At 56.4% G+C, this 26,971-nt stretch carries 24 protein-coding genes and 1 pseudogene; 13 read left to right on the top strand and 12 right to left on the bottom strand.

Annotated elements, in window-relative coordinates:
• Positions 1–12 precede the first annotated feature (12 nt).
• Positions 13–419, top strand: a pseudogene (locus tag ACK6BI_RS07585) (IS3 family transposase); the annotation flags it as partial.
• A 15-nt stretch (positions 420–434) separates the two neighbouring features.
• Here ACK6BI_RS07585 and rffA read toward each other — a convergent pair.
• From rffA to ACK6BI_RS07630, 9 genes are all read right to left on the bottom strand, one after another.
• Positions 435–1,574 (bottom strand): dTDP-4-amino-4,6-dideoxygalactose transaminase, encoded by a 1,140-nt coding sequence (gene rffA / locus ACK6BI_RS07590; protein ID WP_409316564.1) that lies wholly within the window; start codon positions 1,572–1,574, stop codon positions 435–437.
• Between the two features lie 81 nt (positions 1,575–1,655).
• The gene (locus ACK6BI_RS07595; RefSeq protein ID WP_409316565.1) at positions 1,656–2,030 is read right to left on the bottom strand and encodes an EamA family transporter; all 375 of its coding nucleotides are present in this window, start codon (positions 2,028–2,030) and stop codon (positions 1,656–1,658) included.
• On the bottom strand, positions 2,030–2,719 hold the full coding sequence (locus ACK6BI_RS07600) for a metallophosphoesterase family protein (RefSeq protein WP_409316566.1): 690 nt from the start codon (positions 2,717–2,719) through the stop codon (positions 2,030–2,032). Before ACK6BI_RS07600 ends, ACK6BI_RS07595 begins: the two co-directional genes overlap by 1 nt.
• Complete coding sequence (locus tag ACK6BI_RS07605) at positions 2,700–3,674, bottom strand: ATP-grasp domain-containing protein (protein WP_409316567.1); 975 nt, start codon at positions 3,672–3,674, stop codon at positions 2,700–2,702. Before ACK6BI_RS07605 ends, ACK6BI_RS07600 begins: the two co-directional genes overlap by 20 nt.
• The gene (locus tag ACK6BI_RS07610; protein ID WP_409316568.1) at positions 3,671–4,528 is read right to left on the bottom strand and encodes an NAD-dependent epimerase/dehydratase family protein; all 858 of its coding nucleotides are present in this window, start codon (positions 4,526–4,528) and stop codon (positions 3,671–3,673) included. The genes ACK6BI_RS07605 and ACK6BI_RS07610 overlap by 4 nt, the downstream gene beginning before the upstream one ends.
• On the bottom strand, positions 4,525–5,253 hold the full coding sequence (locus ACK6BI_RS07615) for a class I SAM-dependent methyltransferase (RefSeq protein ID WP_409316569.1): 729 nt from the start codon (positions 5,251–5,253) through the stop codon (positions 4,525–4,527). Before ACK6BI_RS07615 ends, ACK6BI_RS07610 begins: the two co-directional genes overlap by 4 nt.
• On the bottom strand, positions 5,246–6,190 hold the full coding sequence (locus ACK6BI_RS07620) for a glycosyltransferase family 2 protein (RefSeq protein ID WP_409316570.1): 945 nt from the start codon (positions 6,188–6,190) through the stop codon (positions 5,246–5,248). Before ACK6BI_RS07620 ends, ACK6BI_RS07615 begins: the two co-directional genes overlap by 8 nt.
• Entirely contained in the window at positions 6,187–6,882 is a 696-nt protein-coding gene (locus ACK6BI_RS07625; RefSeq protein WP_409316571.1) for a WbqC family protein, read from the bottom strand. Before ACK6BI_RS07625 ends, ACK6BI_RS07620 begins: the two co-directional genes overlap by 4 nt.
• Positions 6,879–8,447, bottom strand: coding sequence for a hypothetical protein (locus ACK6BI_RS07630; RefSeq protein WP_409316572.1), 1,569 nt, complete (start codon positions 8,445–8,447; stop codon positions 6,879–6,881). The genes ACK6BI_RS07625 and ACK6BI_RS07630 overlap by 4 nt, the downstream gene beginning before the upstream one ends.
• 532 nt (positions 8,448–8,979) lie before the next feature.
• Here ACK6BI_RS07630 and ACK6BI_RS07635 point away from each other — a divergent pair.
• The 6 genes from ACK6BI_RS07635 to fabF all read left to right on the top strand — a co-directional run bounded on the left by ACK6BI_RS07635 (position 8,980) and on the right by fabF (position 16,111).
• Positions 8,980–9,933: an acyltransferase family protein gene (locus tag ACK6BI_RS07635; RefSeq protein ID WP_409316573.1), complete on the top strand. Its 954-nt coding sequence runs from the start codon at positions 8,980–8,982 to the stop codon at positions 9,931–9,933.
• A 308-nt stretch (positions 9,934–10,241) separates the two neighbouring features.
• Positions 10,242–11,270: an MraY family glycosyltransferase gene (locus tag ACK6BI_RS07640; protein WP_409316685.1), complete on the top strand. Its 1,029-nt coding sequence runs from the start codon at positions 10,242–10,244 to the stop codon at positions 11,268–11,270.
• An 87-nt stretch (positions 11,271–11,357) separates the two neighbouring features.
• Positions 11,358–13,352, top strand: coding sequence for a polysaccharide biosynthesis protein (locus ACK6BI_RS07645; RefSeq protein ID WP_409316574.1), 1,995 nt, complete (start codon positions 11,358–11,360; stop codon positions 13,350–13,352).
• 110 nt (positions 13,353–13,462) lie between these two features.
• The gene (locus ACK6BI_RS07650; protein ID WP_409316575.1) at positions 13,463–13,798 is read left to right on the top strand and encodes a ComEA family DNA-binding protein; all 336 of its coding nucleotides are present in this window, start codon (positions 13,463–13,465) and stop codon (positions 13,796–13,798) included.
• 217 nt (positions 13,799–14,015) lie between these two features.
• Positions 14,016–14,810, top strand: a complete 795-nt coding sequence (locus ACK6BI_RS07655; protein WP_409316576.1) for an SDR family NAD(P)-dependent oxidoreductase — start codon at positions 14,016–14,018, stop codon at positions 14,808–14,810.
• A gap of 26 nt (positions 14,811–14,836) precedes the next feature.
• Complete coding sequence (fabF, locus tag ACK6BI_RS07660; protein WP_409316577.1) at positions 14,837–16,111, top strand: beta-ketoacyl-ACP synthase II; 1,275 nt, start codon at positions 14,837–14,839, stop codon at positions 16,109–16,111.
• Here the strand turns inward: fabF and ACK6BI_RS07665 are convergent.
• The gene (locus tag ACK6BI_RS07665) at positions 16,108–16,665 is read right to left on the bottom strand and encodes a TetR/AcrR family transcriptional regulator (RefSeq protein WP_409316578.1); all 558 of its coding nucleotides are present in this window, start codon (positions 16,663–16,665) and stop codon (positions 16,108–16,110) included. The two genes, fabF and ACK6BI_RS07665, sit on opposite strands and share 4 nt — an antisense overlap.
• A gap of 175 nt (positions 16,666–16,840) precedes the next feature.
• On the opposite strand from ACK6BI_RS07665, the gene ACK6BI_RS07670 reads away from it, so the two are divergent.
• On the top strand, positions 16,841–17,692 hold the full coding sequence (locus ACK6BI_RS07670; RefSeq protein ID WP_409316579.1) for an urea carboxylase-associated family protein: 852 nt from the start codon (positions 16,841–16,843) through the stop codon (positions 17,690–17,692).
• A 44-nt stretch (positions 17,693–17,736) separates the two neighbouring features.
• On the opposite strand, the gene ACK6BI_RS07675 is transcribed toward ACK6BI_RS07670, so the two are convergent.
• Both ACK6BI_RS07675 and eat read right to left on the bottom strand, forming a co-directional pair.
• Complete coding sequence (locus tag ACK6BI_RS07675; RefSeq protein ID WP_065257130.1) at positions 17,737–17,904, bottom strand: DUF2897 family protein; 168 nt, start codon at positions 17,902–17,904, stop codon at positions 17,737–17,739.
• Positions 17,905–18,022: 118 nt separating this feature from the next.
• A complete protein-coding gene (gene eat, locus ACK6BI_RS07680) occupies positions 18,023–19,387 on the bottom strand; it encodes an ethanolamine permease (RefSeq protein ID WP_409316580.1) in 1,365 nt (454 codons plus the stop codon).
• A 400-nt stretch (positions 19,388–19,787) separates the two neighbouring features.
• Between eat and kdpF the strand changes: the two genes are divergently transcribed.
• The 5 genes from kdpF to ACK6BI_RS07705 are packed head-to-tail and all read left to right on the top strand — an operon-like array spanning position 19,788 to position 26,940.
• The gene (kdpF, locus tag ACK6BI_RS07685) at positions 19,788–19,877 is read left to right on the top strand and encodes a K(+)-transporting ATPase subunit F (protein WP_007963673.1); all 90 of its coding nucleotides are present in this window, start codon (positions 19,788–19,790) and stop codon (positions 19,875–19,877) included.
• Between the two features lie 8 nt (positions 19,878–19,885).
• Entirely contained in the window at positions 19,886–21,580 is a 1,695-nt protein-coding gene (gene kdpA / locus ACK6BI_RS07690; RefSeq protein WP_409316581.1) for a potassium-transporting ATPase subunit KdpA, read from the top strand.
• 10 nt (positions 21,581–21,590) lie between these two features.
• Positions 21,591–23,657: a potassium-transporting ATPase subunit KdpB gene (kdpB, locus tag ACK6BI_RS07695; protein ID WP_409316582.1), complete on the top strand. Its 2,067-nt coding sequence runs from the start codon at positions 21,591–21,593 to the stop codon at positions 23,655–23,657.
• A 57-nt stretch (positions 23,658–23,714) separates the two neighbouring features.
• Positions 23,715–24,260, top strand: coding sequence for a potassium-transporting ATPase subunit KdpC (kdpC, locus tag ACK6BI_RS07700; protein ID WP_409316583.1), 546 nt, complete (start codon positions 23,715–23,717; stop codon positions 24,258–24,260).
• 28 nt (positions 24,261–24,288) lie between these two features.
• Entirely contained in the window at positions 24,289–26,940 is a 2,652-nt protein-coding gene (locus tag ACK6BI_RS07705) for a DUF4118 domain-containing protein (protein ID WP_409316584.1), read from the top strand.
• The last annotated feature ends 31 nt before the right edge of the window (positions 26,941–26,971 follow it).

A 26,971-nucleotide genomic window follows, 5' to 3' on the forward strand; every position in this document is an offset into this window, starting at 1 on the left:
GTGGCATAAACGAATCCAAAACCTGAGCATCAGCAGGGCTTGCCAGTTCGTGGGGATAAGCCGACAGGCTTACTACAAGCGCAATCGCGCTGATGCTGCTCGGTTTGTTCTGGATCAGCAAGTTGCTGATTTCGTTTTAGCAAAAGCTGCATTGTCAGCCTCGACGTGAGCCGCAATTAGGTCGAGATTGCTTGCGAAAGGAATTTGCTGGTGGTCTGCAAATGCGCTTACCACATGACAGCCATCATCGCTTTCGACGCCATCCAGGCCTACGCAAGGTAAGCCCTGAGCAAATTGTTCCAAGCAGCCCTGAGCAAGTGTGGGTGGCTGACATCACCGATATATCCACTCAGGAAGGTGTGGCTTATCTGAGCCTGGTGACGGATGCCTTTTCACGAAAGATCGTGGGTTATCACGTTGTCGTGTCCTGTCGGTCAGCGGTTGATCGCTCGGTAAAGGGTGTTTATCACCAGATCCTGTTGGTATTCGGAAAGTCCGACCCAGAGGGGTAGTCGTATCAGTCTCTCTGACTGTCGGTCGGTTACATCCAGTTCTCCGCACGCTCTGCCAAAGCGTTGACCTGCAGGGGAAGAGTGCAGTGGCACATAATGGAAGACCGACCAGATATCTTTGTTTTTCAATTCGTCCAGCACTGTCTGGCGATCGATTTCAGGTGCGAGTAGAACGTAATACATATGAGCATTGTGGTCGCATTCTGCCGGAATTATCGGTCGGCGAAGTGCACCCTTCGCCTCCAGAGGGGCCAGGAGTTCATGGTAGCGTTGCCAACTGTCCAGACGCGTTCGAGTAATTCGATCAGCCTCTTCCAGCTGCGCCCATAAAAATGCAGCGATAAGTTCACCTGGAAGGAAGGAGGAGCCTATTTCTTGCCAGGTATATTTATCCACTTGGCCGCGAAAAAAGCGGCTGCGATCAGTTCCCTTTTCACGAATGATTTCCGCATGCAACGAGAGCTGGGGATCATTGACCAGCAGTGCTCCACCTTCGCCTGAAATTACATTTTTTGTTTCGTGAAAGCTGTAAGCCCCCAAGTCTCCGATGCTACCCAAGGATCTTCCCTTGTAACTCGCCATCACACCTTGAGCCGCGTCCTCCACGACCGTCAAGCCGTGTCGCCGTGCAATTGCCATAATCGCGTCCATCTCGCAGGCGACGCCTGCGTAGTGCACTGGAACAATAGCGCGGGTGCGAGGAGTAATTGCGGCTTCGATCAAGCGTTCATCCATATTGAGTGTGTCTTCACGGATGTCGATGAATACTGGGACTCCACCACGTAATACGAAGGCGTTGGCGGTTGAAACAAAGGTGTACGATGGCATGATGACTTCGTCGCCGGGTTTGATATCCAGCAGTAGCGCCGACATTTCCAAGGCGGCAGTGCATGAGTGCGTCAGTAGCGCCGTACGGCAGCCCGTCCGCTCTTCCAGCCATCCATGACAGTGTTTGGTAAATGGGCCATCGCCCGCGAGCCGACCATTGAAGTGAGCTTCGGCAATGTAATAAAGCTCTTTGCCCGTCATATGAGGTCGGTTGAACGGGATGCGATCACTCATTGTTTTTTCTCCTTATGCGCTTGGTCATCAAGAAGAGCCGAGCGAAATTTCATATCGATTGCAATAAAGTCCGGCATCGAATCAGCCTTTAGCGGCGACAACCGTACCGAGTACAATCAGGGTGACACCGAGTATTTTCTGTAGCGTGATAGGTTCACTCAATAACCAGCCGCTCAGCAAAATCACTACTACGAAGTTGAGACTCATGAACGGATATGCATGACTTAAGTCAAATTTGGTCATGGCGGCCATCCATGTCAGCGAGGCCAGAAATGCTGCAGAAAAGCCAGTAAAGATGGCAGGATCGAAAAGAAGCGAGATCACGAACTTTAGTTTTTCGAATGACTCGACCGGTAGAGGACCAAACTTGCTGATACGCCATTTAAGGATCAATTGCCCATAAACCGTGAATCCGATAGTGGCCAAAATATAAAAATAGTCAAATAGGCGAGTCATTAACTCAGCCCCTTCAATGAGTCTATTTTGCCGCCGATTCTGGAACCAGTTGCAAGGTTTTCGTAGAAGTAAGGCGTAAATCCGGCGTTTTTCATTTTGTCTTGTATTCTTGCGATATCGTAGTCTGTACGATGAAGAGTGAACATGTTTCCATCAAACACGGCAAAAGAAGCTTTGGGATCTCCGTCACGCGGTTGGCCGACAGAGCCAGGGTTGCAATAGCTCTTGCTGTCTCCTGTCCAGATGCAAGGGACATGTGTATGACCAGAGGCGAAAAAATGCCCGTCGATGCCAGAGAAGTATTCTGTTCCGGGGATCATGTACTCATCCAGCGGGTCAAGCCATCCTCCATGGACAATGCTCAGTTTTCCATATAGTGCCTGCGGTTTTAGAGATGAAAGCCATTGCAGGTTGGCATCGCTGATGATGCCTCTTTGATAGTCCAGGCATACGTTGACGCTATTGGAGCGTGGGCAGCTTTCATTCTTGGCAAGGTACCAGTCGTGATTGCCCATCAACGTCCATATTTTTCGATTTTGAAGTGTTTCGCAACATTCGTTGATTTCACAGTAATAGCCGCCAACATCACCGAGGCAGATGATCTCCGATATACCCATTGCATCCAAGCGTGCGAGAACCGCTTCCAGAGCAACATGGTTGCCGTGAATATCAGAAATGATCCCGATCATAAATTACTAAGTCCTCTATGAAGCGAGTTGCAAAACCGCTCTTGATAGTCGGTTGTGAAGGTTCGTTTCGATTCAGATAAAAGTCGACGCACATGGCGGCTTCGTTGAACCCGAATGCAGTACGAATGGAGCTGGTCGAGGACACTCTGGGATTTATTTCCAGCAGTTTCCATTCGAGACCGTCCCGTCGGAACTGCAGGTTTGTCGGACCAACAGGATTGAAATGCGTGCACAAGCGAATAACTGTGTTCAGCAAGCTGTCATCATGAACGATTCGGGCGTTGGCTGTTGAGCCATCTTTGGAAAGGTATCGCTGCATGCTGATCGAAGCGCATACGCTCCCCGTACCATTGCCAAAGACGCCAACGGTATATTCGTCATCATCGGTGCCGATCAAGGGCTGCGCCAGCAAGTGATCGCCCAGCGTGTCAGCATTTGATATGAAATCTTCTGCACTTTTGACTTTGACCAGCCCTTTCGAAGCGTAACCACTGCGGGGTTTCAGAATGAAGGGGGTTCCTAGCAGGGATGAGAGGCTCGCAAATTCTCCTGTCAGGTAGCTAGGAATTCTGGAGGGGTCATCCAGATTCAGTAATGCTTGATGCATTGCCCATTTATCGCGTGAGAGACTGATCAATTCCGGGTTGTTGAGAACGAATTTGCAATCAAATGTCGAGATGGAGTCTCGCTCGTCCGACAGTCGATAGACATCCTGTTCGATGCCGGGAATGACTAGATCGACCTTATGTTTCTCGATGGTTTCGCCCAGCCATTGGAGGTAGCCGGCGGATTTCGTGAGGGGGGCCTGTTCGAATACGTCGCACCATGCTTGTCCAACTGCGTTGGCAAATATGTCGGTGCCCACTAGGCGTACTTTTGGATCTGAGGTCTTCAACGAGCGAAGTAATCCATAGCCTATGATTGCCCCGACTCCGGTAACCAATACAGTCGTCACGAGTGAATCTCCCTATGTAGTTGAATTCGTTTATAACCCTCTTCTATTCCAATTCCGGGCCGGAACTGAATCTTGGAGTACAGTTCGAACTCATTGAGCGGGGGCAGATCCAGAAGATCTTGTCGGTCTTTTAAAAAAACGACTTGCCCCAAGTGAGCGGTGCCAAATGCACGATAGGCGGCATGAGCCATTTCACTCAGTGTGACAGATTGAGGGTTGGCACAAGTGAAAACGCCAGTGAGTCGCTGATGAATGACGCGATTTATGCATTCGATCAAATCCGACAAGTGAATATAGTTTCGCCGAGCATCGTGTGACCCGAAGAGCTCTACCGGCTTTCCAGCTTCTGCCTTGTCGGCGATTCGATACAAGAATTCTTGATGTGGGCGACAGAGTTCCGCATCGTCGTAGACTTGAGATGGACGAAGTATCGTCAGGTCCAGTTTACGTTCAGAGCAATAGAATTGCGCAACCTCCTCACTGTGACGCTTGGATAGGGAATAAATACCGTAATAAGGATCTTGGGGTGAGTAAGTTGCGAATATTGAGGATATCAATACGAAGTGTTTTGCCTGTACTTGGCTTGCCAGCGAGCATGCCGATAGTGTGCCCACAGAATTTACCATCTCGGCACGAGCGTAGTCCGCGTCATTATTGCCACCGAAATCGGCGGCAATATGAATGACGACATCGAACACTTCGTCAGTTTTCACTTGGAAATTCCACGCACTCAGATCCAGCGGAATGTTCGCTTCGCGCCTACCAGCGGACTTGACTGCCGTTGCCTGCGACACGAGAAGCTCGGCGAGCGATCTACCGATAACCGATGTGCTTCCGACAATCAATACTCTCAAGGTGCGGTCACCCGTACTTCGAACAGCAATCCGCAACTGAGCTCGGGGTACTCGACACCAACTTCGCACATGGCTTGGACAATCTTGGGCTCAAGCTGTAGTGAAAGAAGCTGTTTTGTTGTCATTGGTTTCAGAAATATACCTTCTTTGCGCACTATGCTGTAGCCACAGGCGTCGAGTTCACGGGTCAGGCTATCAACGGAGTAAAGTCGTTCGTGACCCAATTCGAGGTCCCCACTGCCTAGCGCCATCATGTCTTCCAGCAACCCGGCAGCATGCCCGAATCGGCGGTGCAGTGATTGGCCGTTAGGGACTGAGACAAAGCAGCGTCCGTCCGGTTTAAGAAATTGTTTGAAGCGCTGGAGTATCGCCTTGGGATCACTGACGTGTTCGAGTATGAAGCCCAGAACGATGACGTCGAACTGCTGGCCGGGCTCAAAGTTTTCGAAATAGGACTCTACGACCTTAGCGGTGCAGTCGGGAAACTGCTCGTGAAACTGTTCGATAACGGAGGCTGAACCATCGACCACTACATGTTGCGAAAAGAATTGCGAAAAGCGGTGTGTGGTGTAGCCGTGACCAATGCCAAGCTCCAGCAAGCTTTCGGAACCGTTGCAGAGTCGCATGATTCGTTCGGGGTACCAGTTCAACATTATATTGTTGTCGAACTCAAAGCCGAAGCCTTTTCCGTAGGCGGATAGATAACTGTCTAGGCGATTAGTCATGACGAATTCCTTTGTGAATATCACGAACGATGTAGAGCGGGCGCTGCTTTACTTCGTGGAAAATTTTTGCAACGTAAAGGCCCAGTATTCCGATAAATAGAATGATCGTGCCACCCAGAAACCACAGAGACAGCATCACGGAGGTAAAGCCAGAAAGTACCATTTCCGGGTTTATCAGCTTCTGCACCAGCAAGTAGATTCCGTAGAGGACAGAGCCAAGCCAGATAAACAGGCCCGTAGTGAAAATCAATGAAAGAGGCGCAACACTGAAAGATGAGAAAGAGTCAGCAACCTGCAGAAGCTTTCGGGAGAGGTTGTACGTCGACTTATGCGCTTTCGGGCGCGGTGTCTTGGTCAGCGGAAGTGGCGCTTGGGTAAAACCCGCCCAGGCGAAGACTCCGGCAAGATAGAGAACACGATCGCCTATGCTCAGAAGAGAATCGACGTATTGTCGAGTCATCAACCGGCAGGTCATCGGATTGTGAGGGATGCGAACATTTGACATCACATTCAATGACGACCAGAACGCTTTACCGAGAAAGTTTGATAAAGGTGAAGAAACTCTTTTGAGCTGGACTCCGTAAACAACGTCCGCCTTGCTTTCATGCATTTTTTCTACAAATAGCGATAGCCATTCGGGTTGTTCTTCGAGATCGCAGTCAATCAGAAAGACGTGTTCGCCTCGGGTGTTTTCCAGCCCTGCAACAATTGCAGCATGGTGTCCGAAATTCCTTGAAAGGTCTACTATCTGCAGATGGCTATCAACATTTTGGAGTTGCAGCGCGATTTGCAGCGAATGATCTGGAGAACCATCGTTAACCAAGATTATTTCGTAATCGTCACCCACGGTTTTGCGGGCAGCAGAGCTGACGCGCTGATAGAAGTCCTCCAAAAATGGCGCAGAGCGATAAAGGGTAGATACTATGGAAAGTTTCATGCGTCAACATGCCTCATGTAGCGGTGTGCGTTCTTGCCACAGTTGAACAGAAGATCAAGGATCGTAACGCCATGGGTGAACTCTCCCCACAGTTGTGGGTAATCTTGATAGCCGTTGTAGTCAAACCAAGTGAGTTGTATTGCCATGCTGGTAAAGACATCTATATCTATATAATTTTTTGCCGAAGGCCCCGAAATGTATTCTGTACCACCAGCGCTCGCACATAGGCTTGCCAGTCGTTCGGTTTTTCCATCGGTGAGCGGGTAATCCCAAGAGTTGCTTATTTTGGTTTTGATCCGCAGGTATTTGCATATGGCTTCGATAAAGTTTCTGTTTAAGTGTGATATGTGGCTGTATTCACTTTCCAGATAAAGCGGTTCCAGAAAGTTTGCGATTTCAGTGAAGTGTGGAGACTTTCGATAGTTTTGATAAAGCATAGCCCAATGTGTCTTGGCCCATTCTTTACCATCAATTTCGGTGTCCCGAATTTTTTGGTGATACTTGCCTTTTACCAGGACAGGGACCGTTAGCCATTTAACTCCTTGCGGTGTCTTGATCTGGTTTCTATTTCTCCAGTCGCGCTTGGTGTACTGCATGTCGTCATAAATAATGAATTCATCAACGGCTGCTATCATGTCGAAGTATCCCTTCCATGGGATATAATTTGATTGCAGAATAGCAACTTTTTTCATGGCTTCGGCTCTTTTGCCTTGTATATTTCGTAGGCGGAGATCGGGGAGTCTCCTACGGGGTCAAAATTTTTCCTGATGTATTGTTCAATAAGCGGGTACGTATTCTTGAAGCGCAACTCCTCTTTGCCATCCAGCGCGAGGTTGAATATAAATGCAACTTTAGGAGCGCTTTCTTTGATTTTTTCGATTTCCTGCTGTTGGAAATCGATGGTACGTGGCCATAGTGCGTATATCGTCCACATTGGGGACTTTCGATCCAGCAAGGGGTAAGCGCCAGGCCAGAAAGGGACAACGAGAACGTTCTGTCCATCGGGAGCATATTTTTTGGTCACATCTCTGAGCAAACGGATGTCGTTTGCGGTATTGATATCGACCGCAAGCGTGCTTCCGGATATTTCGACTTCCGCACATTGTCCTGCCTTTGTGCACTGTCCCATTGGCTGGAAGCCGGACATGACCCAGAGGCTTGCCGTTGCCAGAGTAAGCCCCATGCCCCATTTGAGTCTTTTCGATTGCGCCGAGGCGATTGTCAGATAACCTATCAGGAAGGGAAAGAGTCCTTGCGCGAGGTGGCTGACATCGGCGCGTGAGTAGGCATAGTGGGCATAAGGCAGCGCCAGGAAAGAAGCGGCGATGTAGGGGGCAGGAAGCGTCTTACCCCGCAGTTTCTGGACAAAGGCCCAGACAATCGAGGCCGATCCAGCGATCGGGATACAAACGAAAAGCAGGCCAATCAGAAACTGGCGACCTGCTTCGATGAAGGAAAGTGAAGAGTAATCTGTGTTCCAGGGCCAAGGGACGGGAAGGGGGATATTCGTTGTTTTGACTTCAAACAATAAACGAATGCTTTCCCAGAACGCAGAGCTGAATCCTGGCGTGAATGCCATCATCAAGAGCGTAGGAGCAAAACCGCCTGTCACGCCAGCCAACCACAACAAGCCACCACGCAAAAAACCGCTGGATCCTGCAGGTCTTATTCTTAGCCAGAGCATGACGCCCAGGCTGGCGAAGGCGCCATATACGCCGTGGTTTCTTCCAAAGAAGGCTGCCAGGCCGGTAACGAATCCTGCTAGAAGGTAGCGTCGGCCTGTGGGGTTTTCAATGAGAAGCGAGAGCGCACCGGTCAAGAAAATTGACAGTGACAGGTCAAAAATCTTGTGTCGAGGAAACATCCAGGCGGTGAAAACAAGTCCGCACAATAATAGAAAACTTAAAGAGCGCTTGTCGCAAGATGTGGCAGTACGTGAAATAAGGGCCAGGCCAGCGAAAGTGCCAAGAACCTGAAAAAAGTCGATTGAAATGCGCAAGGCCATGATGCCGCTGTTGCCTGCCGCGCTCATCACTGCTGCGGACCAGTAATACCGACCAGGGTCGTATGCCATAAAGTCCCGTAGCGGAACCTCCCCGAGCATGGTGCGCTGAGCCCCGTACCAGAGGAATCCTTCATCCCAGAGATTGAAGCCGATATTTCCTTGAAAAACAGAAAAAATGAGCACGATCAGGGCGGATAATGCTAATTCAGTGATCAGATCGGGTCGATTTTTTATTGGCAATGCAAGCGTCATTGAGGTTTCTGCGCAAAAAATGCGTATTTTAATCTGTATGAGTCTTCGACTGTAGCTTTTTCCTATGGTCTTTGTAGCCTTGTTCTAAGAAACAAAACGTATTCCAAAGTAGGCCAGGTCTATGGCCTGTCATTGGCCGTTTCGCTGGTAAGGGAGGGGGAGGCCTGGAGCTCGCCGGAGGCGCTCGCGCTGTACCTTGCAAGGCAGTCTTTTTCCTTATCGCCGTAAAGTTTCGACGAATAGAATGCATATAGTGGAATTCCAAGGGTGGAAGGGCGCGGATGGGTCTTATGGCTTGTCCTGGTCGAAGGCTCTTCGGCGTGTGATGCTCCCGGGATGACGGTGATTCAGTCGACGTTCGGGGAGATCGCAGGTAAGATGTCTGATCGTTTGGTGGCTGTGGCCGCTTGCAAGAATGCGGCAGATCGAAGTCCGTCGGATGCATTGATGTGTTCAAATACAGTGGTTGAGCCATTATCTGGATTTAATCTGCGCCGTATATAGAAAGTGATTCCAGGAAAAATATTTGCCAATGAATATAAGATATCCGAATTTTGACTTGCTTCGCTTATTGCTTGCTGTAGAAGTTGCCTTTGTTCATGGTTGGGCGATGACGGATGTCGCGTTCAATTGGGCTGGATATATTATGGCCGTCCCTGCATTTCTTGCCATTAGTGGTTTTTTGGTACTCAAAAGTTATGAAGAGTCCGGTTCCTGGGGAGTGTTCATTCGCAAACGCGCACTTCGTCTATTTCCTGCGCTCGCGGTTTCGCTGATTCTATGCTGGGTGCTGTTTGACGGTTTTGCAGTCTACAACTCATTTCTCAACTGGATTACCGGTGGGTTGTACACGCTACCCGGAGTTGCTAACGGTCCTCTATGGTCACTGATGTGGGAGGAAATCGCCTATCTTTGTCTCGCGCTGCTTTGGATGGCGGGTGCCTATAAGAATCGTGTAGTCATCTGGCTTTTGTTGGCCGGCTCTTTCGCAGTTATCTACTGGGGACGTACCCTTGATGGACACACACAAATGATTCTGTTTCTGCTGCCGTCTTTTTTCATCGGAAACCTGGCTTATTTGCATCGCAGGTTATTGCTTAAGGTAAATCCGTTCATTCCATGGGTTTTCCTCGTTGCGGTGATCTTTTCTTATCGGATCCCGTATTTTGATCAGCTTGTCCGATTGAGTCCGGTGGGCTTTCAGGCATTTGCCGTCGTATGGGTCGGCATGGCTGGGTTGAATGCAACTCCGTTTCGGTTCCCTGATATCAGTTATGGCGCCTACATTTACCACATGCCCATAATTATCTATCTAATAAGGAACGGTATTGCAACGACTACATCCGAAATGGCTCTTTGGCTTCCTTTACCATTGTTGGCGGTATGTCTCGCAAGTTGGTACTTGGTCGAGAAGCCTGCGCTCAAGTTAAAACCGCTTCGCAACAAGGGGCTCGCTAGGGCCGACTCACCGCAAGCAGCAGTTTGAAAAAAGATGCTGCAGACATCAACTTGAGGCGATTCGCCAGTTGCGCCAACCTGACGAAATAGTCTTGGCGCATGTTTTTTTATTGAGTGCTGCAAGCTTCTTTATAGCAAGTTTTTTTCAAGGGTTATGGACAGATAGTTTTTCACCTGACTGTTACCCTGCATGCCCTGCGGTAGTTCTTGCTATTTTCGGTGGCGGTTTCAAGATTGAGACTCTCAGGGCACAAAAACTCATGACGGAGGTCGATGACGCTGGTTCATGATGGAGTGTGCTGCTCGTATCAAATTGTGTTCGGGAGTGATGTGAAAATGAGTTTCTGGTTATTGGTGCCAGCAATCTGCGCTCTTTCGTTTGCTTTGACAGCGATATTACGCCGATACGCATTGGCCAGCAGCATGCTCGATGTGCCAAATCACCGCAGTTCCCACACGGTGCCGACACCGAGAGGCGGAGGGGTATCAATTGTCGTAACCTTTCTGCTGTCTCTAGTGACTGTGAAAACAGGCGGATTCATTGACTTCAGCTTTTTTCTCGGCGCCACTGGCGCCGGCTTGCTGGTCGCGGTGATCGGTTTCATGGACGACCACGGTCACATTGCTGCGCGTTGGCGTTTACTCGGACATTTTGCCGCGGCTGTGTGGATATTGGTCTGGATCGGCGGTCTTGCTCCGATCGTAATATTGGGTTTCACCTTCGACCTGAGCTGGGCGGGCAATGTGCTAGCCCTGTTTTATCTGGTGTGGTTGTTGAATCTGTACAACTTCATGGACGGTATCGATGGAATCGCCAGTGTGGAGGCAATTAGCGTCTGTCTGAGTGCCTGCCTGTTTTACTGGCTCGACGGTCATCACGCACTGATCTGGGGCCCGTTGCTGCTAGCGATGTCGGTGCTGGGTTTTTTGTTCTGGAACTTTCCACCCGCGAAAATTTTCATGGGGGATGCGGGCAGTGGCTTTTTGGGAATCATTCTGGGGATACTGTCGCTTCAGGCGGCTTCAGCCGATCCTCGTTATCTTTGGGTATGGCTGATCTTGCTCGGGGTGTTCATCGTCGATGCCACATTCACCTTGTTAAGACGTCTGCTCCGCGGTGACAGAGTCTATGAAGCCCATAGAAGTCATGCCTATCAGTATGCATCGCGTCAGTTTGGTCAACATCTGCCGGTAACGGTTGCCACAGCGCTGATCAACCTGCTTTGGTTACTTCCCATCGCATCCTGCGTGGTATATCTGGGGCTTGATGGGATGTTGGGCGTTTTGATCGCTTATATCCCGCTGTTGCTGGTGGCAGTGAAGTTTCACGCCGGGGAGCTGGAGGGCAAAGACGTTGTGCGGTGATTGATGGACAAATTCAGTACGGTTTCGGATTATTCCGTACAATGAGGTCGGGTTTCACGGGCGATCAAGTCCGGTCGGTTGAGGTTTATGGATAAATTACGCGCCTTTTTGTTAGGTTTGCCACGCAGGCAAAAACGACTGATTCAAGTTGCCACAGATGTGTTTCTGGTCTGGGGTTCTCTTTGGCTTGCGTTCATCGTCCGGCTCGGCATCGACGATATGTACAACCCGCTTAAAGTACATTTCTGGTTGTTCGTCAGTGCCCCGATCGTTGCAATCCCGCTTTTCATCCGTTTCGGAATGTACCGTGCAGTCATGCGTTACTTCGGTAACGATGCGCTGATCGCGATCGTCAAGGCCGTCAGTCTTTCATCGCTGATCCTGGCGCTGGTGGTTTATTGGTACAGCAACCACGAGGCCGTGGTTCCCCGCTCCATCATTTTCAACTATTGGTGGCTCAGCCTTGTCATTATCGGCGGTCTGCGCCTGTGCATGCGCCAGTATTTCATGGGCGACTGGTTTACCGCAGCCCAGCACGTGCCGTTCACCAGTCGTGACGACGGGCTGACCAAGGTGGCGGTATACGGTGCCGGCGTGGCGGGCAATCAGTTGGTCGCGGCACTTCGCATGGGCCGTGTACTGCGCCCCGTGGCATTCATCGACGATGATCCGGGTATCTCTGACCGTTCCATTTCCGGCCTGCAGGTCTATAAGCCCAAACATATCCAACAGATGATCGACGTGACCGGGGCCCAGGAAATTCTTCTGGCGCTGCCTTCCTCGACACGTGCCCGCCGTCGGGAAATTCTTAACCTGCTGGAAGGTTTCCCGCTCCACGTTCGCAGCGTTCCTAATTTTACTGACCTGGCCAGTGGCCGGGTAAAAGTCGAAGACATTCAAGAAGTCGATATTGCCGACCTGTTGGGGCGTGATGCAGTGCCGGCTCAGCCGGATTTGCTTGAGCGCTGCATCAAGGGCAAAACGGTGATGGTAACCGGCGCAGGAGGATCCATCGGTTCAGAACTGTGCAGGCAGATATTTTCGTTGAGGCCGACCACCCTTCTGCTGTTCGATCATAGCGAGTTCAATCTCTACAGCATTCTGTCTGAGCTCGAACAACGTGGCAGTCGTGAGTCGACCCCTGTTCGATTGCTGCCGATTCTCGGCTCGATTCGCCATCAGGACAAACTGCTGGATGTGATGAAAACCTGGAAGGTCGATACCGTTTATCACGCAGCGGCCTACAAGCATGTGCCGATGGTCGAGCACAATATTGCTGAAGGTGTACTGAACAACGTGATCGGTACACTCAACACCGCGCAAGCCGCGTTGCAGTCAGGCGTTTCCAATTTCGTGTTGATCTCGACTGACAAGGCTGTTCGTCCGACCAATGTCATGGGTAGTACCAAGCGGTTGGCAGAGCTGACGCTCCAGGCCTTGAGTCGTGAAGTCGCACCGGTATTGTTCGGCGACAAGGCCAACGTCTCCCGCGTCAACAAAACCCGCTTCACCATGGTCCGTTTCGGCAATGTCTTGGGCTCGTCCGGCTCGGTGATCCCGCTGTTTCACAGCCAGATCAAATCCGGCGGTCCGCTGACGGTCACACACCCGAAAATCACCCGCTACTTCATGACAATCCCGGAAGCCGCCCAACTGGTGATTCAGGCGGGCTCTATGGGGCAGGGCGGCGATGTGTTCGTGCTGGACATGGGCGAGCCGGTGAGAATCGTGGAACTGGCCGAGAAAATGATCCATCTGTCCGGTCTGAGCATTCGCTCCGAGCGTAATCCGCAGGGTGACATCTCCATTGAGTTCACCGGTTTGCGGCCTGGAGAAAAGCTCTATGAAGAGCTATTGATCGGCGACAACGTTGCCGCCACGCCGCATCCGATGATCATGACTGCCAGTGAAGATCATTTGCCATGGGATGTTCTTAAATCCCGGTTGGGAGAGCTGCTCGCTGCTGTCAATGCGGATGACTACTCCCGCGTCCGCCAGCTTCTGCGCGAAACCGTCAGCGGCTACACCCCTGACGGCGAAATCGTCGACTGGATCTACCAGCAGCGCCGTCTCGAACCCTGATTGTTTCACATCCTGTAACGGACACGTTTTTGACAGGCTCCCATCATCGCCTAAGTTTGGAGAGCAGCTTCGGAAAAGCTGCTTTCTCAATTGATGATGGAGCGTCACTTATGCGTACCGGTTATTTCTACTCCCTGATTTTTGCTTTGCTGACCAGTGCCTCGATTGCCGCCATTGCTGCACCTCTGGCTTCTTCCGAAACGAACAAGGCGCCTGTGGTGATGGACGCCTCAGCCGCTTCTGAAAATCAGAAGGTCAATCTGAACGGTGCCGATGCGGCCACTCTGCAGAAGGAACTTGCAGGCGTAGGTGAGGCCAAGGCGAAAGCGATTGTTGCTTATCGTGAAACAAACGGGCCGTTCGCTTCGGTGGATGAATTGCTGGAAGTGAAGGGTATCGGCAAGGCGATCCTGGATCGCAATCGCGACAAGCTGGAAGTGAACTAAGCTTATTGTTCAACACCAAGGGGCCGGTCATTGACCGGCCCTTTTTGGTTCCCGATTCCTGGGTACATCGCAGAATGACGACAGCCTTTCCGTCGGAAAATAGAAAATTACGGCTATCATATTGCCTTGATATTATGCCTATAATAATTTCAGTCGCCACTGAAGCCCTCTGCTTTTCAGCGGTCGCTCATCCCTTACGCATTCCAGGAGTATCGTCATGAATTCCCAAAAATCCCAAGGTACGGCGCTTGTCACGGGCGCTTCTTCCGGCATCGGTGCGGTGTACGCCGAGCGATTGGCGGCACGTGGATTTGATCTTTTGCTGGTGGCTCGCGATCAGAAACGCCTGGAGTCTGCTGCAGGCAAACTGCGGGACGCTCACGGTGTCAGGGTCGAAGTGTTGAAGGCCGATCTGACGCAAAAGGATGAAGTGCTCAAGCTTGAGCAGCGTCTGCGCAGCGATTCCAGTATCAGCCTGCTGGTCAACAATGCGGGGGTGGCAGTCAATGGCTTGCTGGCCAACGCTGATCCCGAGGTACTGGAGCAACTGATTCAGTTGAATGTCACAACCCTGACCCGCCTGGCCGCCGCCGCGGCGTCGGCATTTACCACCGCCGGGCGCGGCACGATTATTAATATCGCGTCAGTGGTCGCCTTGTTCCCCGAACGTTTCAATGCCACCTACAGTGCCAGCAAGGCCTACGTGTTGAGCCTCACTCAGTCGCTCAATACGGAACTTGAAGGCACCGGGGTCAAGGTGCAAGCGGTATTGCCCGGTGTGACCCGAACTGAAATCTGGGAACGGTCCGGCACTGACGCCAGTGGCATACCCGCGGAGATGGTCATGGAGGCGGGCGAAATGGTCGATGCCGCATTGTCCGGGCTGGATCAGGGCGAACTCGTCACGATTCCTTCGCTGCCCGATGCTGGGGAATGGCAAGCCTTTGTCGCCGCGCGTCATGTAATGGCCCCGAATCTGTCCCACAGTTCGGCGGCCAGTCGTTACAAGTGAATTGATTCGTGAGAGGTCAACCCGATATGGATCAGCGTCGAGTAGTTGTCACGGGTATGGGCCTGGTGTCGCCCCTGGGCAGTGATGTTGAAGTCGTCTGGCAGCGCTTGCTGGCCGGGCGGTCAGGATTGCGAAATCTGCCGGAAGAGGTCATCGCCGATCTGCCGACCCGGGTCGGTGGGGTGGTGTCGACGGTGGAGGAAGACGCCGAAGCGGGTTTCGATCCGGATCGCGCCACGCCGCCCAAAGAACAGAAGAAGATGGATCGGTTCATTCTGTTCGCGATGGAGGCTGCACGGCAGGCGCTTGAGCAGGCGGGCTGGCACCCGACGGAATCTCAAGCTCAGGAACGCACGGCCACTATCATTGGCTCCGGTGTCGGCGGCTTCGGTGCGATCGCCGATGCCGTGCGCACCACCGACAGCCGTGGTCCGCGTCGCTTGTCGCCGTTCACCATCCCTTCGTTTCTGGTCAACCTCGCGGCGGGCCATGTCTCGATCCAGCACGGGCTAAAGGGGCCGCTTGGCGCACCGGTCACCGCGTGTGCCGCCGGCGTGCAGGCGATCGGTGACGCCGCTCGGCTGATTCGTGCCGGTGAGGCCGACATTGCCGTGTGCGGCGGCGCGGAAGCCTGCATCGACCGCGTGAGCCTTGCCGGATTTGCAGCGGCGCGGGCGCTTTCCAGTGGTTACAACGACACGCCCGAGCGTGCTTCGCGCCCGTTCGACAGCGGGCGTGACGGTTTCGTGATGGGCGAGGGAGCAGGCCTGTTGGTGATCGAATCACTGGAACATGCACTGGCACGCGGTGCGCAACCATTGGCCGAGCTGGTCGGCTACGGTACAACGGCCGACGCCTATCACCTGACCGCCGGGCCGGAAGACGGCAGCGGAGCTCGACGAGCCATGACGCTGGCGCTGGCTCAGGCCGGTATTGCGCCGGATCAGGTGCAGCATCTGAATGCACATGCGACCTCGACGCCGGTTGGCGACCTGGGTGAACTGGCTGCAATCAAGTCGGTGTTTGGAGCGAAAAACTCAATCGCCGTGACCTCGACCAAATCTGCGACCGGGCATTTGCTGGGTGCTGCGGGAGGTCTGGAGGCGATCTTCACGCTGTTGGCGATCCGCGACCAGACCGTTCCACCGACCCTTAACTTGGACAATCCCGATCCGGCCAGCGAGGGCGTGGATATCGTCCATGGTCAGGCCCGGCCAATGTCGATCGAGTACGCGTTGTCCAACGGCTTCGGCTTCGGTGGCGTCAATGCAAGCGTGCTGTTCAAGCGCTGGCAGGCTTAGTTTTCGGAGCGCTTGAGGTGTTCGCGGGTGACGTCCAGGATCTGTTGCGCGAATTCGCCATCGGCGACGCTGCGTGACAGTAGAAGCGCACCCGCCAGCGTCGCCATGATGACGATGCTGCGCTCGGCGGCGTTCTCGCCTTCAAGGGTGCTGCGGATCTGTTCGAGGCGCGCCTTGAGCACGAGATCGCTGGTCGGACTTGGCTGACCGCGCAACCCCAGCTCCGAAGAAATGGTCAACAGCGGGCAGCCTTCATGAGGGCTGGTCTGGTGCCATTCGGACAGATAAGTATCGATGAACAGCGCCAGCGGATTCTCCTGCGCGAAGATCTCCGCGCACAACCCCGCGACCTGCTCACCGGCCGCTTGCAGGGCTTTTTCGACGAGGTCGTCCTTGGATTTGAAATGCGAATAAAAGCCGCCGTGGGTCAGCCCCAGCGCTTTCATCAAGGGTTGCAAGCCGGTCGCGCCGATGCCGTCCTTGCGGAACCGCTCTGACGCTTCCTTGATAATGCGTTGATGGGTCTGGGCTTTATGATCTTGCGAGTAACGCATCTAGACTCTCCGCAACAGGACCAACATTTTAACCAATGAAAATTGAATGGTGACTGTACTTCTACTTCTAAAAAACTCGCGACTGAATTCAAGATGATCCTATCAGCGGATGTCGGTTGGCACGGATAGTGGTTGCAGCTCACAAAGTTGCCATCACCGAAGGAGCAGGAGAACCATGTACAAAGACTATCCGGCCGCCTATCAGGTCAGTAAAGGCTCGGCCCTGCAGGTCAACACTGCGTTCTACGAGCGGATTCGCGACAGAAAGGAGGCGCGGACCCTGATCGAACAATTCGAAGTGCCGATCCGCACCGGTCGCGCCTGGCATGTTCCGGCGGGGCATGTGTTTCGTGTCACCACACCGGTGGGGCCGCAGGTGGGCGATTTCAATGTGTGGAATGCCCACGATCCCCGCGAACGGATGTGGGCGGCGCGCACCCGCCAACTGCAAGGTGCGCATGTCAGCACTCATGATCGCCTCTGGTCGAATCTGCCGTTTCTGCGGCCACTGGTGACCATCACCGACGACAGCCTGGCCGATTACGGCATCGACGAGCACGGTGGGCGTCTGCACGACTTGCTCGGCACACGCTGCGATCCCTACGTGAACAAGATGCTCACCGGTGAAGACTTTCATCACCATTGTCATTCCAACCTGACCCGTGCCGTGCTACCGCACGGTCTGACCGAATTCGACGTGCACGACGTGTTGAACATCTTCCAGTGCACGGGCCTGAATCACGATGACCTGTATTTCATGAAGGCCTGTCCGGCACAGAAGGGCGATTACCTGGAGTTCTTCGCGGAAATCGACTTGCTGTGTGCATTGTCGACGTGCCCCGGCGGGGATCTGTCGCTGGCGATGTGGGGGCCGGATGCGCAGGACCCGTTAAGCGTGTGCCGTCCGCTGGGGGTGGAAATCTATCGTCTGGACGATGAGCTGCTCGAAGGCTGGAGCCAGCCGGAACGCGCGGCATACAAAGGCCTGCATGGCTTGCACATTGCCAAGGCCGACTGGGAAAAGTAACTGCGAAAAAAACAAACCCCGCCAATTCAGGCGGGGTTTTTCGTTCAGCGGTCCTGCGCGTCCTTGATGTCCGCTTCGGCATTGCGCTCGGCAACGCGTTGACGTTGTTCTTCGGTCAGTTCGACCTTGTTGGCGGTGTCGCGCAGCATCATCAGACCCCCCACGATCGAGCCGATTGCAACGACCAGAATCAACCAGGCATACCAGGGCATAGCGGCTCTCCTTAATGGCAGGTCGACCGGCGAGGATTTCGCCGACGATGCTGCTTACCACGTTTGAGCGATGGGAAATCGCAGTGGTTCCATTCTAGGCCGGTTATGCCCGGTGCGGTTAAAGCCCGGTCAGCATGGCGTCAGCCGGAGCATTCGCACGCAACTGACCTGTGAGCAAAAAGTAGCCGAAGCCGACCGCCATGAAACCCAGGAAAATCAAGCCGATCAACGCATTGAACCAGGCCATCGCTATCAGGCACACCACAGCCAGCACCAGCGCAATGAACGGGATCAACGGGTAGCACGGCGCACGGAAAGTCCGCTCAAGGTTCGGTTCGCTTTTGCGCAGCTTGAACAGGCTGAGCATGCTCATGATGTACATCACGATGGCGCCGAACACGGCCATGGTGATCATCGCGGCAGTCAGGGTCATGCCACCGAGGTTGATCAGGCCGTCGCTGTAGATCGCGGCAATGCCGATCACGCCGCCGGCGATGATTGCCCGGTGCGGAGTCTGGAAACGCGAGAGTTTCGCCAGCGAGGCCGGCAGGTATCCGGCGCGGGCGAGGGCGAAGAACTGCCGCGAGTAGCCGAGAATGATCCCGTGGAAACTTGCCACCAGCCCGAACAGGCCGATCCACACCAGCATGTGCAGCCAGCCGGAGTTGTCGCCGACCACCGCTTTCATCGCCTGTGGCAGCGGGTCGTTGATGTTCGACAGGGTGCGCCAGTCGCCGACGCCGCCGGCAAAGAACATCACGCCCATCGCCAGCAGCACCAGCGTCAGGATGCCGCTGATGTAGGCCTTGGGAATCGTGCGCTTCGGATCCCTGGCCTCTTCGGCCGCCATGGCCGCGCCTTCAATCGCGAGGAAGAACCAGATCGCGAATGGAATCGCCGCGAACATGCCGGCAATCGCCGGTGCGCCAAATACGTCTGCGCCGGCCCAGCCGTTGAGGGCGAAGTTGCTGAAGCTGAAGGCCGGTGCGACCACGCCCATGAACACCAGCAACTCGGCGACGGCCAGCACGCAGACGATCAACTCGAAGGTCGCGGCCAGTTTCACACCGAGGATGTTCAGTCCCATGAAGACGATGTACGCGCCGACCGCGGCGTGTTTCGGATCGAGGGCCGGAAACTGCACATTGAGATAGGCGCCGATCGCCAGGGCAATTGCGGGCGGGGCGAAGACAAACTCGATCAGCGTGGCCAGTCCGGCGATCAATCCACCTTTTTCACCGAACGCCCGGCGACTGTAGGCGAACGGCCCGCCCGCATGCGGGATCGCCGTGGTCAGTTCGGTGAAACTGAAGATGAAGCAGGTGTACATGGTCGCGACCATGAACGAAGTCACCAGAAAGCCCAGTGTTCCGGCGACGCCCCAGCCGTAACTCCAGCCGAAATACTCCCCGGAAATCACCAGCCCCACCGCAATGCCCCACAGATGCAACGTGCCCAGCGTGGGTTTGAGTTGTGTGTTCATGCGTTTGCTCCCTGAACGGTTTGGAAAGCTCGGGGGAGGGCGTGTGCAGTGGGCGTGCCATTTTGTATTGGTGGGTCGCAATGGGCTGAAAGCTGTCGTATCGGGGATGTTCGTGGCGCAATAACTGCTTTTTGTGCGCCAGTTGAGTGCGATGTTGACGGTTATGCCGTCTTCGCGAGCAGGCTCGCTCCCACAGGGGGAATGCATTTCAAAGTGTGGGAGCGAGCCGGGTCGCAGAGGGTCCCGGCCTTACGGGGCAAAAACCTGTTGTAAAGCCGGCATAAACCCACTCTTTACGCTTTCTTTATGCGCCGCCCGCCCCCTCGGTCTCGTTCCTTTACAGCCTCCTTTCCGACAATGCCTCCACACGCGGCAATACGCCGTAACACGGAGATCTTCCATGAGCGTTCTGGACGGGGTGTCCCTGCTGCTGGCAGCGGGGCTGTTCATTTATCTGTTGGTTGCGCTGTTGCGCGCAGATCGGAACTAGGAGCGGTTATGCACAGTTATGACTATTGGCAGATCCTCGCGTTTTTCGCGTTGGTGTTGCTGCCGGCGCCGTTCCTCGGGCGTTTCTACTACAAAGTGATGGAAGGTCAGCGGACCTGGCTGACGCCGATTCTCGGCCCGGTCGAACGTGGCTGTTACCGCATTGCCGGGGTCAATCCGCAGGACGAGCAGAGCTGGCAGAAGTACACGCTGGCGCTGCTGGCGTTCAACCTCGCGGGTTTTCTGCTGTTGTTCGCGATCCTGTTGTTCCAGGATCACTTGCCGCTGAACCCGCAAAACCTGCCGGGCCAGGAGTGGACCCAGGCGTTCAACACCGCCGTCAGCTTCATGACCAACACCAACTGGCAGTCCTACAGCGGTGAAGCGACTCTCAGCTACCTGAGCCAGATGGTCGGCCTCACCGTGCAGAATTTCGTCAGCGCCGCCACCGGCCTCGCCGTGTTGGTCGCGCTGTGCCGTGGCATCGGTCGCAAATCCGCCAAGACCCTCGGCAACTTCTGGGCCGACATGACCCGTGCCACCCTCTACGGTCTGCTGCCGCTGTGCCTGCTGCTGGCGCTGTATCTGGTGTGGCAGGGCGTGCCGCAGACCTTCGCGCAATACGTGAATGCGGTGACGCTGCAAGGCGTCGATCAGGTCATTCCACTGGGTCCGGCGGCCAGCCAGATTGCGATCAAGCAACTGGGCACCAACGGCGGCGGCTTCTTTGGCGTCAACTCGGCGCATCCGTTCGAGAACCCGACCGCGTGGAGCAATCTGTTTGAAGTGTCTTCGATCATCCTGATCCCGGTGGCGCTGGTGTTCACCTTCGGTCACTACGTCAAGGATCTGCGTCAGAGCCGCGCCATCATCGGCTGCATGCTCGCGCTGTTCCTGATCGGCGGCGCCACTTCGCTGTGGGCCGAGTATCAGCCAAACCCTGCGCTGAACAACGTGGCCGTCGAACAGACTGCACCGCTGGAAGGCAAGGAATCGCGCTTCGGCACTACCGCCACCGTGTTGTGGTCGGTGACCACCACCGCTGCATCGAACGGGTCGGTCAACGGCATGCATGACAGCCTGAACCCGCTCAGCGGCATGGTGGCGCTGGTCAACATGATGGTCGGCGAAGTGATCTTCGGCGGCGTCGGTGCCGGTCTCTACGGCATGTTGCTCAACGTGCTGATCGCGGTGTTCCTCGCGGGTCTGATGATCGGCCGTACGCCGGAATACCTCGGCAAGAAACTCCAGGCCCGTGAGGTGCAACTGCTGGTCGTGACCTTGCTGGTGATGCCGGTCGGCGTGCTGGTACTGGGCGCGATTGCCGCGGCCCTGCCTGGCCCGGCGGCAACCATCAGCAACCCCGGCCCTCATGGCTTCAGCCAGTTGCTGTACGCCTACACCTCGGCCAGTGCCAACAACGGCTCGGCATTCGGTGGCCTGAGTGCGAACACCCCGTTCCACAACCTGATGCTTGGTCTGGGCATGTTGATCGGTCGCTTCGGTTACATCCTTCCGGTACTGGCCCTGGCCGGCAGCCTGGCGATGAAGAAAACCGCACCGATCGGCCAGAACAGCTTTCCGACCCACGGCCCGCTGTTCGTGACCCTGCTGACCGTGACCATTTTGCTGGTCGGCGGCCTGACTTTCCTGCCGACCCTGGCGTTGGGCCCGATCGCTGAACACCTGAGCATGGGCTTCTAAGGAATCCATCATGAATATGCATGTTCCCGCTTCAAAACCGGCGGTAGCCGCCAAGTCGGCAGAAGCCCCCAAAACCGCGATCAGCGCCCTGTGGCGTCCGGCGCTGGTGCAAGCATTCGTCAAGCTCGACCCGCGTCAGCTGGTGCGCTCGCCGGTAATGCTGGTGGTTGAACTGACCGCTATTTTCACCACCGTGCTGTGCTTCATTCCGGACACCATCGTGCCGACCTTCGTTGCAGCGCAGATCGCGCTGTGGCTGTGGTTCACCGTGCTCTTCGCCAACTTCGCCGAAGCGCTGGCCGAAGGCCGTGGCAAGGCCCGCGCCGACAGTCTCAAGGCTGGCAGCGAAGGGCTGAGCGCCCGACGCAAACTGGCCAACGGCAGCTTCCAGGTGGTGCCCGCCGCCAGCCTGCGCAAGGGCGATGTGGTGCGGGTCGAAGCCGGGGAAATGATCCCCGGCGACGGTGAGGTCATCGAAGGCATCGCGGCGGTCAATGAAGCGGCGATCACCGGTGAATCGGCTCCGGTGATCCGCGAATCCGGCGGTGACCGTTCCGCTGTCACCGGCAACACCCGACTGGTGTCTGACTGGCTGCTGGTGAAGATCACCGCCAACCCGGGGGAATCGACCCTCGACCGCATGATCGCACTGGTCGAAGGCGCCAAACGTCAGAAGACCCCTAACGAAGTGGCGCTGGACATCCTGCTGATCGGCCTGACCCTGATCTTTCTGCTGGTGGTCGTGACCCTGCAACCTTTCGCCCACTTCGCAAACGGCAGTCTGCCGCTGGTGTTCCTGGTGGCGTTACTGGTCACGCTGATTCCGACCACCATCGGCGGTCTGCTGTCGGCCATCGGTATTGCCGGGATGGATCGTCTGGTGCGTCTGAACGTGATTGCCAAGTCCGGTCGTGCCGTGGAAGCGGCGGGTGATGTGCATGTACTGCTGCTGGACAAGACCGGCACCATCACCTTCGGCAACCGTCGTTGCAGTGCGGTGTATGCCGCGCCTGGTGTGAATGCCCGAGAGTTGGCCGAAGGTGCGCTGTTCGCTTCGCTCGCCGATGAAACCGCCGAGGGCAAGTCCATCGTCGAGTACTTGCGCGGTTCCAGTCCGCAGCCGGAGCCCGCACCTGAAGCGTTGACTGCCGTTCCGTTCAGCGCGGAAACCCGCTTGTCCGGTGTCGACTATCAGGGCCGCGTGTTCCGCAAGGGCGCGGTGGATTCGCTGCTGGCGTTCCTCGGTCAACAACGCAAGGATCTGGCGCCGGCGCTGTCCCGTGAAATCGACAAGATTGCCCAGAGCGGCGGCACCCCGTTGCTGGTCTGCGCCGACGGCAAGCTGCTCGGTGCGATTCATCTGAAAGACGTGGTCAAGCCGGGCATCCGCGAGCGTTTCGCCGAGCTGCGCAAACTGGGGATTCGCACCGTGATGGTCACGGGCGACAACCCGTTGACCGCCGCCGCGATTGCCGCCGAAGCGGGTGTGGATGACGTACTGGCCGAAGCGACTCCGGAGAAAAAACTGGCACGCATCCGTCACGAGCAGAACGACGGTCGCCTGGTCGCGATGTGCGGCGACGGTGCCAACGATGCCCCGGCGCTGGCCCAGGCCGACGTCGGCATGGCGATGAACGACGGCACTCAGGCAGCACGCGAAGCGGCCAACATGGTCGACCTCGACAGCGATCCGACCAAGCTGCTGGACGTAGTGCAGATCGGCAAGGAGCTGCTGGTGACCCGTGGCGCGTTGACGACCTTTTCCATCGCCAACGACGTGGCCAAGTACTTTGCGATCCTGCCGGCACTGTTCGCGGCGATCTACCCGCAACTGGGCGTGCTGAACATCATGCATTTGAGCAGCCCGCAGAGCGCGATCCTGTCAGCCATCGTCTTTAACGCCCTGATCATCGTCGTGCTGATCCCGCTGGCCTTGCGCGGCGTTCGGGTGCAGGCGGCGAGTGCGGCGGCGCTGTTGCGACGCAATCTGCTGATCTATGGCCTGGGCGGGATTCTGGTGCCGTTCGTGGGGATCAAGGCGATCGACATGCTGTTGACGGCGTTGCATCTGGTTTGAACCTGAACAGCGGTGTGCCGGGCACACCGCTTCAAACACGAATTCGAGGATTTTGAGATGTCCACAATGTTACGTCCGGCCCTGAGCCTGCTAGTGCTGATGACCCTGGTCACCGGGGTTGCCTATCCGTTGGTGGTGACTGGCATTGCCCAGGTCGCCTTCCCCGAGCAGGCCAACGGCAGCCTGGTGCGCGACGCCGAAGGCAAGGTGCGCGGCTCGTCGCTGATCGCTCAGGATTTTGTCGGCGATGCGTGGTTTCATCCACGTCCTTCGGCCGGTGCCTTTGCCACCGTTTCCAGCAGCGCGAGCAACCTGTCGCCGAGCAATCCGGCGCTGGCCACTCGGGTGATCGATGACGCCAACAAACTGCTGGTACCCGGTCAGGGGCCGGTGCCGCTGGCGCTGCTGACCACCTCCGGCAGCGGTCTCGATCCGCACTTGCCACCGGCGGCGATTGCCTATCAACTGGCGCGTGTTGCCGCCGCGCGTAATGTACCGGTGGCGACCTTGCAGCAGTTGCTCGACGCGCACATCGAACAGCCGCTGGTGGGCCCACCGGTGGTGAATGTGCTGGCGTTGAACATGGCGCTGGAAAAACTGTAATGAATCCTTCAGGAAGAGAGTTTCAGGCATGAGTGACTCCGGCCGCGCCGACGCGCTGTTAGCAGAACTGCCCCGCGACGGACGCGGCCGGCTCAAGGTTTTCCTCGGCGCTGCGCCGGGCGTGGGCAAGACCTACGCGATGCTGCAGGCCGCGCACAGCCAGTTGCGCCAGGGCGTGAAGGTCATCGCGGGCGTGGTCGAAACCCACGGCCGCGCCGAAACCGAAGCGCTGCTCGGCGGCCTGCCGCAAATGCCGCTGGTGCGTTCGCAATACCGTGGCGTGACGTTGGAGGAAATGGACCTTGACGGGCTGCTCGCCGCCAAACCCAAACTGGTGCTGGTGGACGAGCTCGCCCACAGCAACGCCCCCGGCAGTCGCCACGCCAAACGCTGGCAGGATATCCAGGAACTGCTCGCCGCCGGAATCGACGTCTACACCACGGTCAACGTCCAGCACCTGGAAAGCCTCAACGATCAGGTGCGGGGCATCACGGGTGTGCAGGTACGTGAAACCCTGCCGGACTGGGTCTTGCAGGAAGCCTACGAGCTGCTGCTGATCGACCTGCCGCCCCGGGAACTGCTGGAGCGCTTGCGCGAAGGCAAGGTCTATGTGCCGGAGCAGGCCAGGGCTGCAATCGATGCGTTTTTTACCCAGACCAACCTCACCGCGTTGCGTGAACTGGCAATGCAGACCGCGGCGGCGCAGGTCGATAACGATCTGGCCCAGGGCTACCGCAAGCTCGGCCAGGCGGCGCCGGCAGTACGCGGACGCCTGCTGGTCGGCGTCGATGGCAATGCCGATGCCGAACGACTGGTGCGTCACGCCAGCCGTGTTGCCCAACGTCGGCATTTGCCGTGGAGCCTGGTGCACGTCGACAACGGCAGCGTGCGCGATGAGCAATCGCGCTTGCGCCTGCAAGGCGCCCAGCAACTGGCCGAACGGCTGGGTGGGGAAGTGGTGCTGCTGCGGGCCGGCGAAGTGGCCAAGACCCTGATCCAGCATGCCACCGAGCGCCGCGCCAGTCTGGTACTGGTCGGTCAGTCGCGTCCGAGCCTGCGCCGACGCTTGTTCGGTGGTGGTCTGGCGGCACGGTTGCTGCGCCAGTCCCACGGCCTGGAAATCAACGTGCTCGACAGCGATCACGAGCAGCGTGCGCCTCGCCTGCGGACCGCGCCGACACTGGTGTGGTTCGACTATGCGCTGGCGCTGGTGGCCACGATCCTGGCCAGTGCATTGGCGTGGGCGGTGTCGAGCGTATTGCCGTTGCCGAACATCTCGCTGGTGTTTCTTGCCGCCGTGCTGCTGGTCGCGGTGCGCAGCAGCCTGGGACCTTCGCTGGCCTGTGCGGCGTTGTCGTTCCTGACCTACGACTTTCTGTTCATCCCGCCGAATTTTTCCTTCGCCATCCAGCGCGAAGAAGACGTGCTGACCTTGCTGTTCTTCCTGCTGATGGCGGCACTCACCGGTAATCTGGCGGCGCGTCAGCGTCGGCAATTGCAGGCGTTGCGCGATACCCAGGAAGAGACCACCGAGCTGCTCGACCTGTCGCGCAAGCTCACCGCCGCCACCGACCGTCAGGCCGTGGTCAGCGCTGCCGCACAGCACCTCAATGGCTGGAGCGACCTGCAAGTGTGCCTGCTCGATCGCGACGGGCAGGGGGGCTGGAAAGTCGAGACCGGCGGGCCGCTGCAATTCACCGAATCCGAACGCGCCGCCGCTGACTGGGCCTGGCAACACGATCAGCCGGCGGGCATGGGCACCGGTACGTTGCCGTTCGGGCGTTGGTGGTGGTGGCCGCTGTCGGTGGAGGACGGGCCATTGGCGCTGCTCGGTGTGTGCGCCAAAGAGGGCCAGACATTGAGCGGGCAACGCCGCCGCTTGTTGACCGCGTTGAGCCAGCCACTGGCTCAGGCCCTGGCTCGGGCGCAACTGGCCGATGATCTCGAAGCCGCGCGTCTGCACGGCGAAACCGAACAACTGCGCAGCGCCTTGCTGGCCTCGGTATCCCACGATCTGCGCACGCCACTGACGTCAATGCGCGGCAGCATCGACAGCCTGCTGGCGCTCGGCGAAGCGATCCCGCTGGAGGACCGTCGCGAGTTGCTGGAAGGCACCCGTGATGAAGCCGAGCGCCTGGACCGCTACATCCAGAACTTGCTGGACATGACCCGCCTCGGCCATGGCGCCCTGAAACTGGCGCGGGACTGGGTGTCGCCGGCGGATATCGTCGGCAGTGCCCTCAATCGCCTGCGCGCCGTGTTGTCGTCGCTGCAGGTGAGCACCGATGTACCGGCCGAATTGCCCTTGTTGTTCGTCCATGCCGCACTGATCGAGCAGGCGCTGGTCAATGTGCTGGAAAATGCCGCACGCTTCTCGCCGTCCCATGGCCGTCTGCAATTGCGCGCCGGAGCGGATGACAGCGAAGTGTTTTTCTCGGTCAGCGATGAAGGGCCGGGGATTCCGGTCGATGAGCGGGCGAAGATTTTCGACATGTTCTACACCGCCGCCCGGGGCGATCGTGGCGGGCAGGGCACCGGCCTGGGCCTGGCGATCTGTCAGGGCATGGTCGGTGCCCATGGCGGGCGGATCAGTGTCGGCGAGGGCATCGACGGTCGCGGCACCTGCATCACCCTGCACCTGCCTTTGCAGACGCAACCGGGGATGGACGGTGAAGCCTGATCCTGCCTGCGCTACTCTCTTGCCACTCTTT

This window comes from Pseudomonas sp. KCJK9016 (assembly GCF_046231795.1).
GTDB lineage: Bacteria > Pseudomonadota > Gammaproteobacteria > Pseudomonadales > Pseudomonadaceae > Aquipseudomonas > Aquipseudomonas bananamidigenes.

What these genes read in the sequence shown, in the direction of transcription:
- kdpC (WP_409316583.1), top strand. Translation starts at nt 23,715, where the DNA reads ATGTCCACAATGTTACGTCCGGCCCTGAGCCTGCTAGTGCTGATGACC.
- ACK6BI_RS07620 (WP_409316570.1), bottom strand. Translation starts at nt 6,190, where the DNA reads ATGAAACTTTCCATAGTATCTACCCTTTATCGCTCTGCGCCATTTTTG.
- ACK6BI_RS07640 (WP_409316685.1), top strand. Translation starts at nt 10,242, where the DNA reads ATGAGTTTCTGGTTATTGGTGCCAGCAATCTGCGCTCTTTCGTTTGCT.
- kdpA (WP_409316581.1), top strand. Translation starts at nt 19,886, where the DNA reads ATGCACAGTTATGACTATTGGCAGATCCTCGCGTTTTTCGCGTTGGTG.
- ACK6BI_RS07670 (WP_409316579.1), top strand. Translation starts at nt 16,841, where the DNA reads ATGTACAAAGACTATCCGGCCGCCTATCAGGTCAGTAAAGGCTCGGCC.
- eat (WP_409316580.1), bottom strand. Translation starts at nt 19,387, where the DNA reads ATGAACACACAACTCAAACCCACGCTGGGCACGTTGCATCTGTGGGGC.
- ACK6BI_RS07665 (WP_409316578.1), bottom strand. Translation starts at nt 16,665, where the DNA reads ATGCGTTACTCGCAAGATCATAAAGCCCAGACCCATCAACGCATTATC.
- fabF (WP_409316577.1), top strand. Translation starts at nt 14,837, where the DNA reads ATGGATCAGCGTCGAGTAGTTGTCACGGGTATGGGCCTGGTGTCGCCC.
- ACK6BI_RS07615 (WP_409316569.1), bottom strand. Translation starts at nt 5,253, where the DNA reads ATGACTAATCGCCTAGACAGTTATCTATCCGCCTACGGAAAAGGCTTC.
- ACK6BI_RS07645 (WP_409316574.1), top strand. Translation starts at nt 11,358, where the DNA reads ATGGATAAATTACGCGCCTTTTTGTTAGGTTTGCCACGCAGGCAAAAA.
- ACK6BI_RS07650 (WP_409316575.1), top strand. Translation starts at nt 13,463, where the DNA reads ATGCGTACCGGTTATTTCTACTCCCTGATTTTTGCTTTGCTGACCAGT.
- rffA (WP_409316564.1), bottom strand. Translation starts at nt 1,574, where the DNA reads ATGAGTGATCGCATCCCGTTCAACCGACCTCATATGACGGGCAAAGAG.
- ACK6BI_RS07655 (WP_409316576.1), top strand. Translation starts at nt 14,016, where the DNA reads ATGAATTCCCAAAAATCCCAAGGTACGGCGCTTGTCACGGGCGCTTCT.
- ACK6BI_RS07625 (WP_409316571.1), bottom strand. Translation starts at nt 6,882, where the DNA reads ATGAAAAAAGTTGCTATTCTGCAATCAAATTATATCCCATGGAAGGGA.
- kdpF (WP_007963673.1), top strand. Translation starts at nt 19,788, where the DNA reads ATGAGCGTTCTGGACGGGGTGTCCCTGCTGCTGGCAGCGGGGCTGTTC.
- ACK6BI_RS07675 (WP_065257130.1), bottom strand. Translation starts at nt 17,904, where the DNA reads ATGCCCTGGTATGCCTGGTTGATTCTGGTCGTTGCAATCGGCTCGATC.
- ACK6BI_RS07600 (WP_409316566.1), bottom strand. Translation starts at nt 2,719, where the DNA reads ATGATCGGGATCATTTCTGATATTCACGGCAACCATGTTGCTCTGGAA.
- ACK6BI_RS07635 (WP_409316573.1), top strand. Translation starts at nt 8,980, where the DNA reads ATGAATATAAGATATCCGAATTTTGACTTGCTTCGCTTATTGCTTGCT.
- kdpB (WP_409316582.1), top strand. Translation starts at nt 21,591, where the DNA reads ATGAATATGCATGTTCCCGCTTCAAAACCGGCGGTAGCCGCCAAGTCG.
- ACK6BI_RS07630 (WP_409316572.1), bottom strand. Translation starts at nt 8,447, where the DNA reads ATGACGCTTGCATTGCCAATAAAAAATCGACCCGATCTGATCACTGAA.
- ACK6BI_RS07595 (WP_409316565.1), bottom strand. Translation starts at nt 2,030, where the DNA reads ATGACTCGCCTATTTGACTATTTTTATATTTTGGCCACTATCGGATTC.
- ACK6BI_RS07705 (WP_409316584.1), top strand. Translation starts at nt 24,289, where the DNA reads ATGAGTGACTCCGGCCGCGCCGACGCGCTGTTAGCAGAACTGCCCCGC.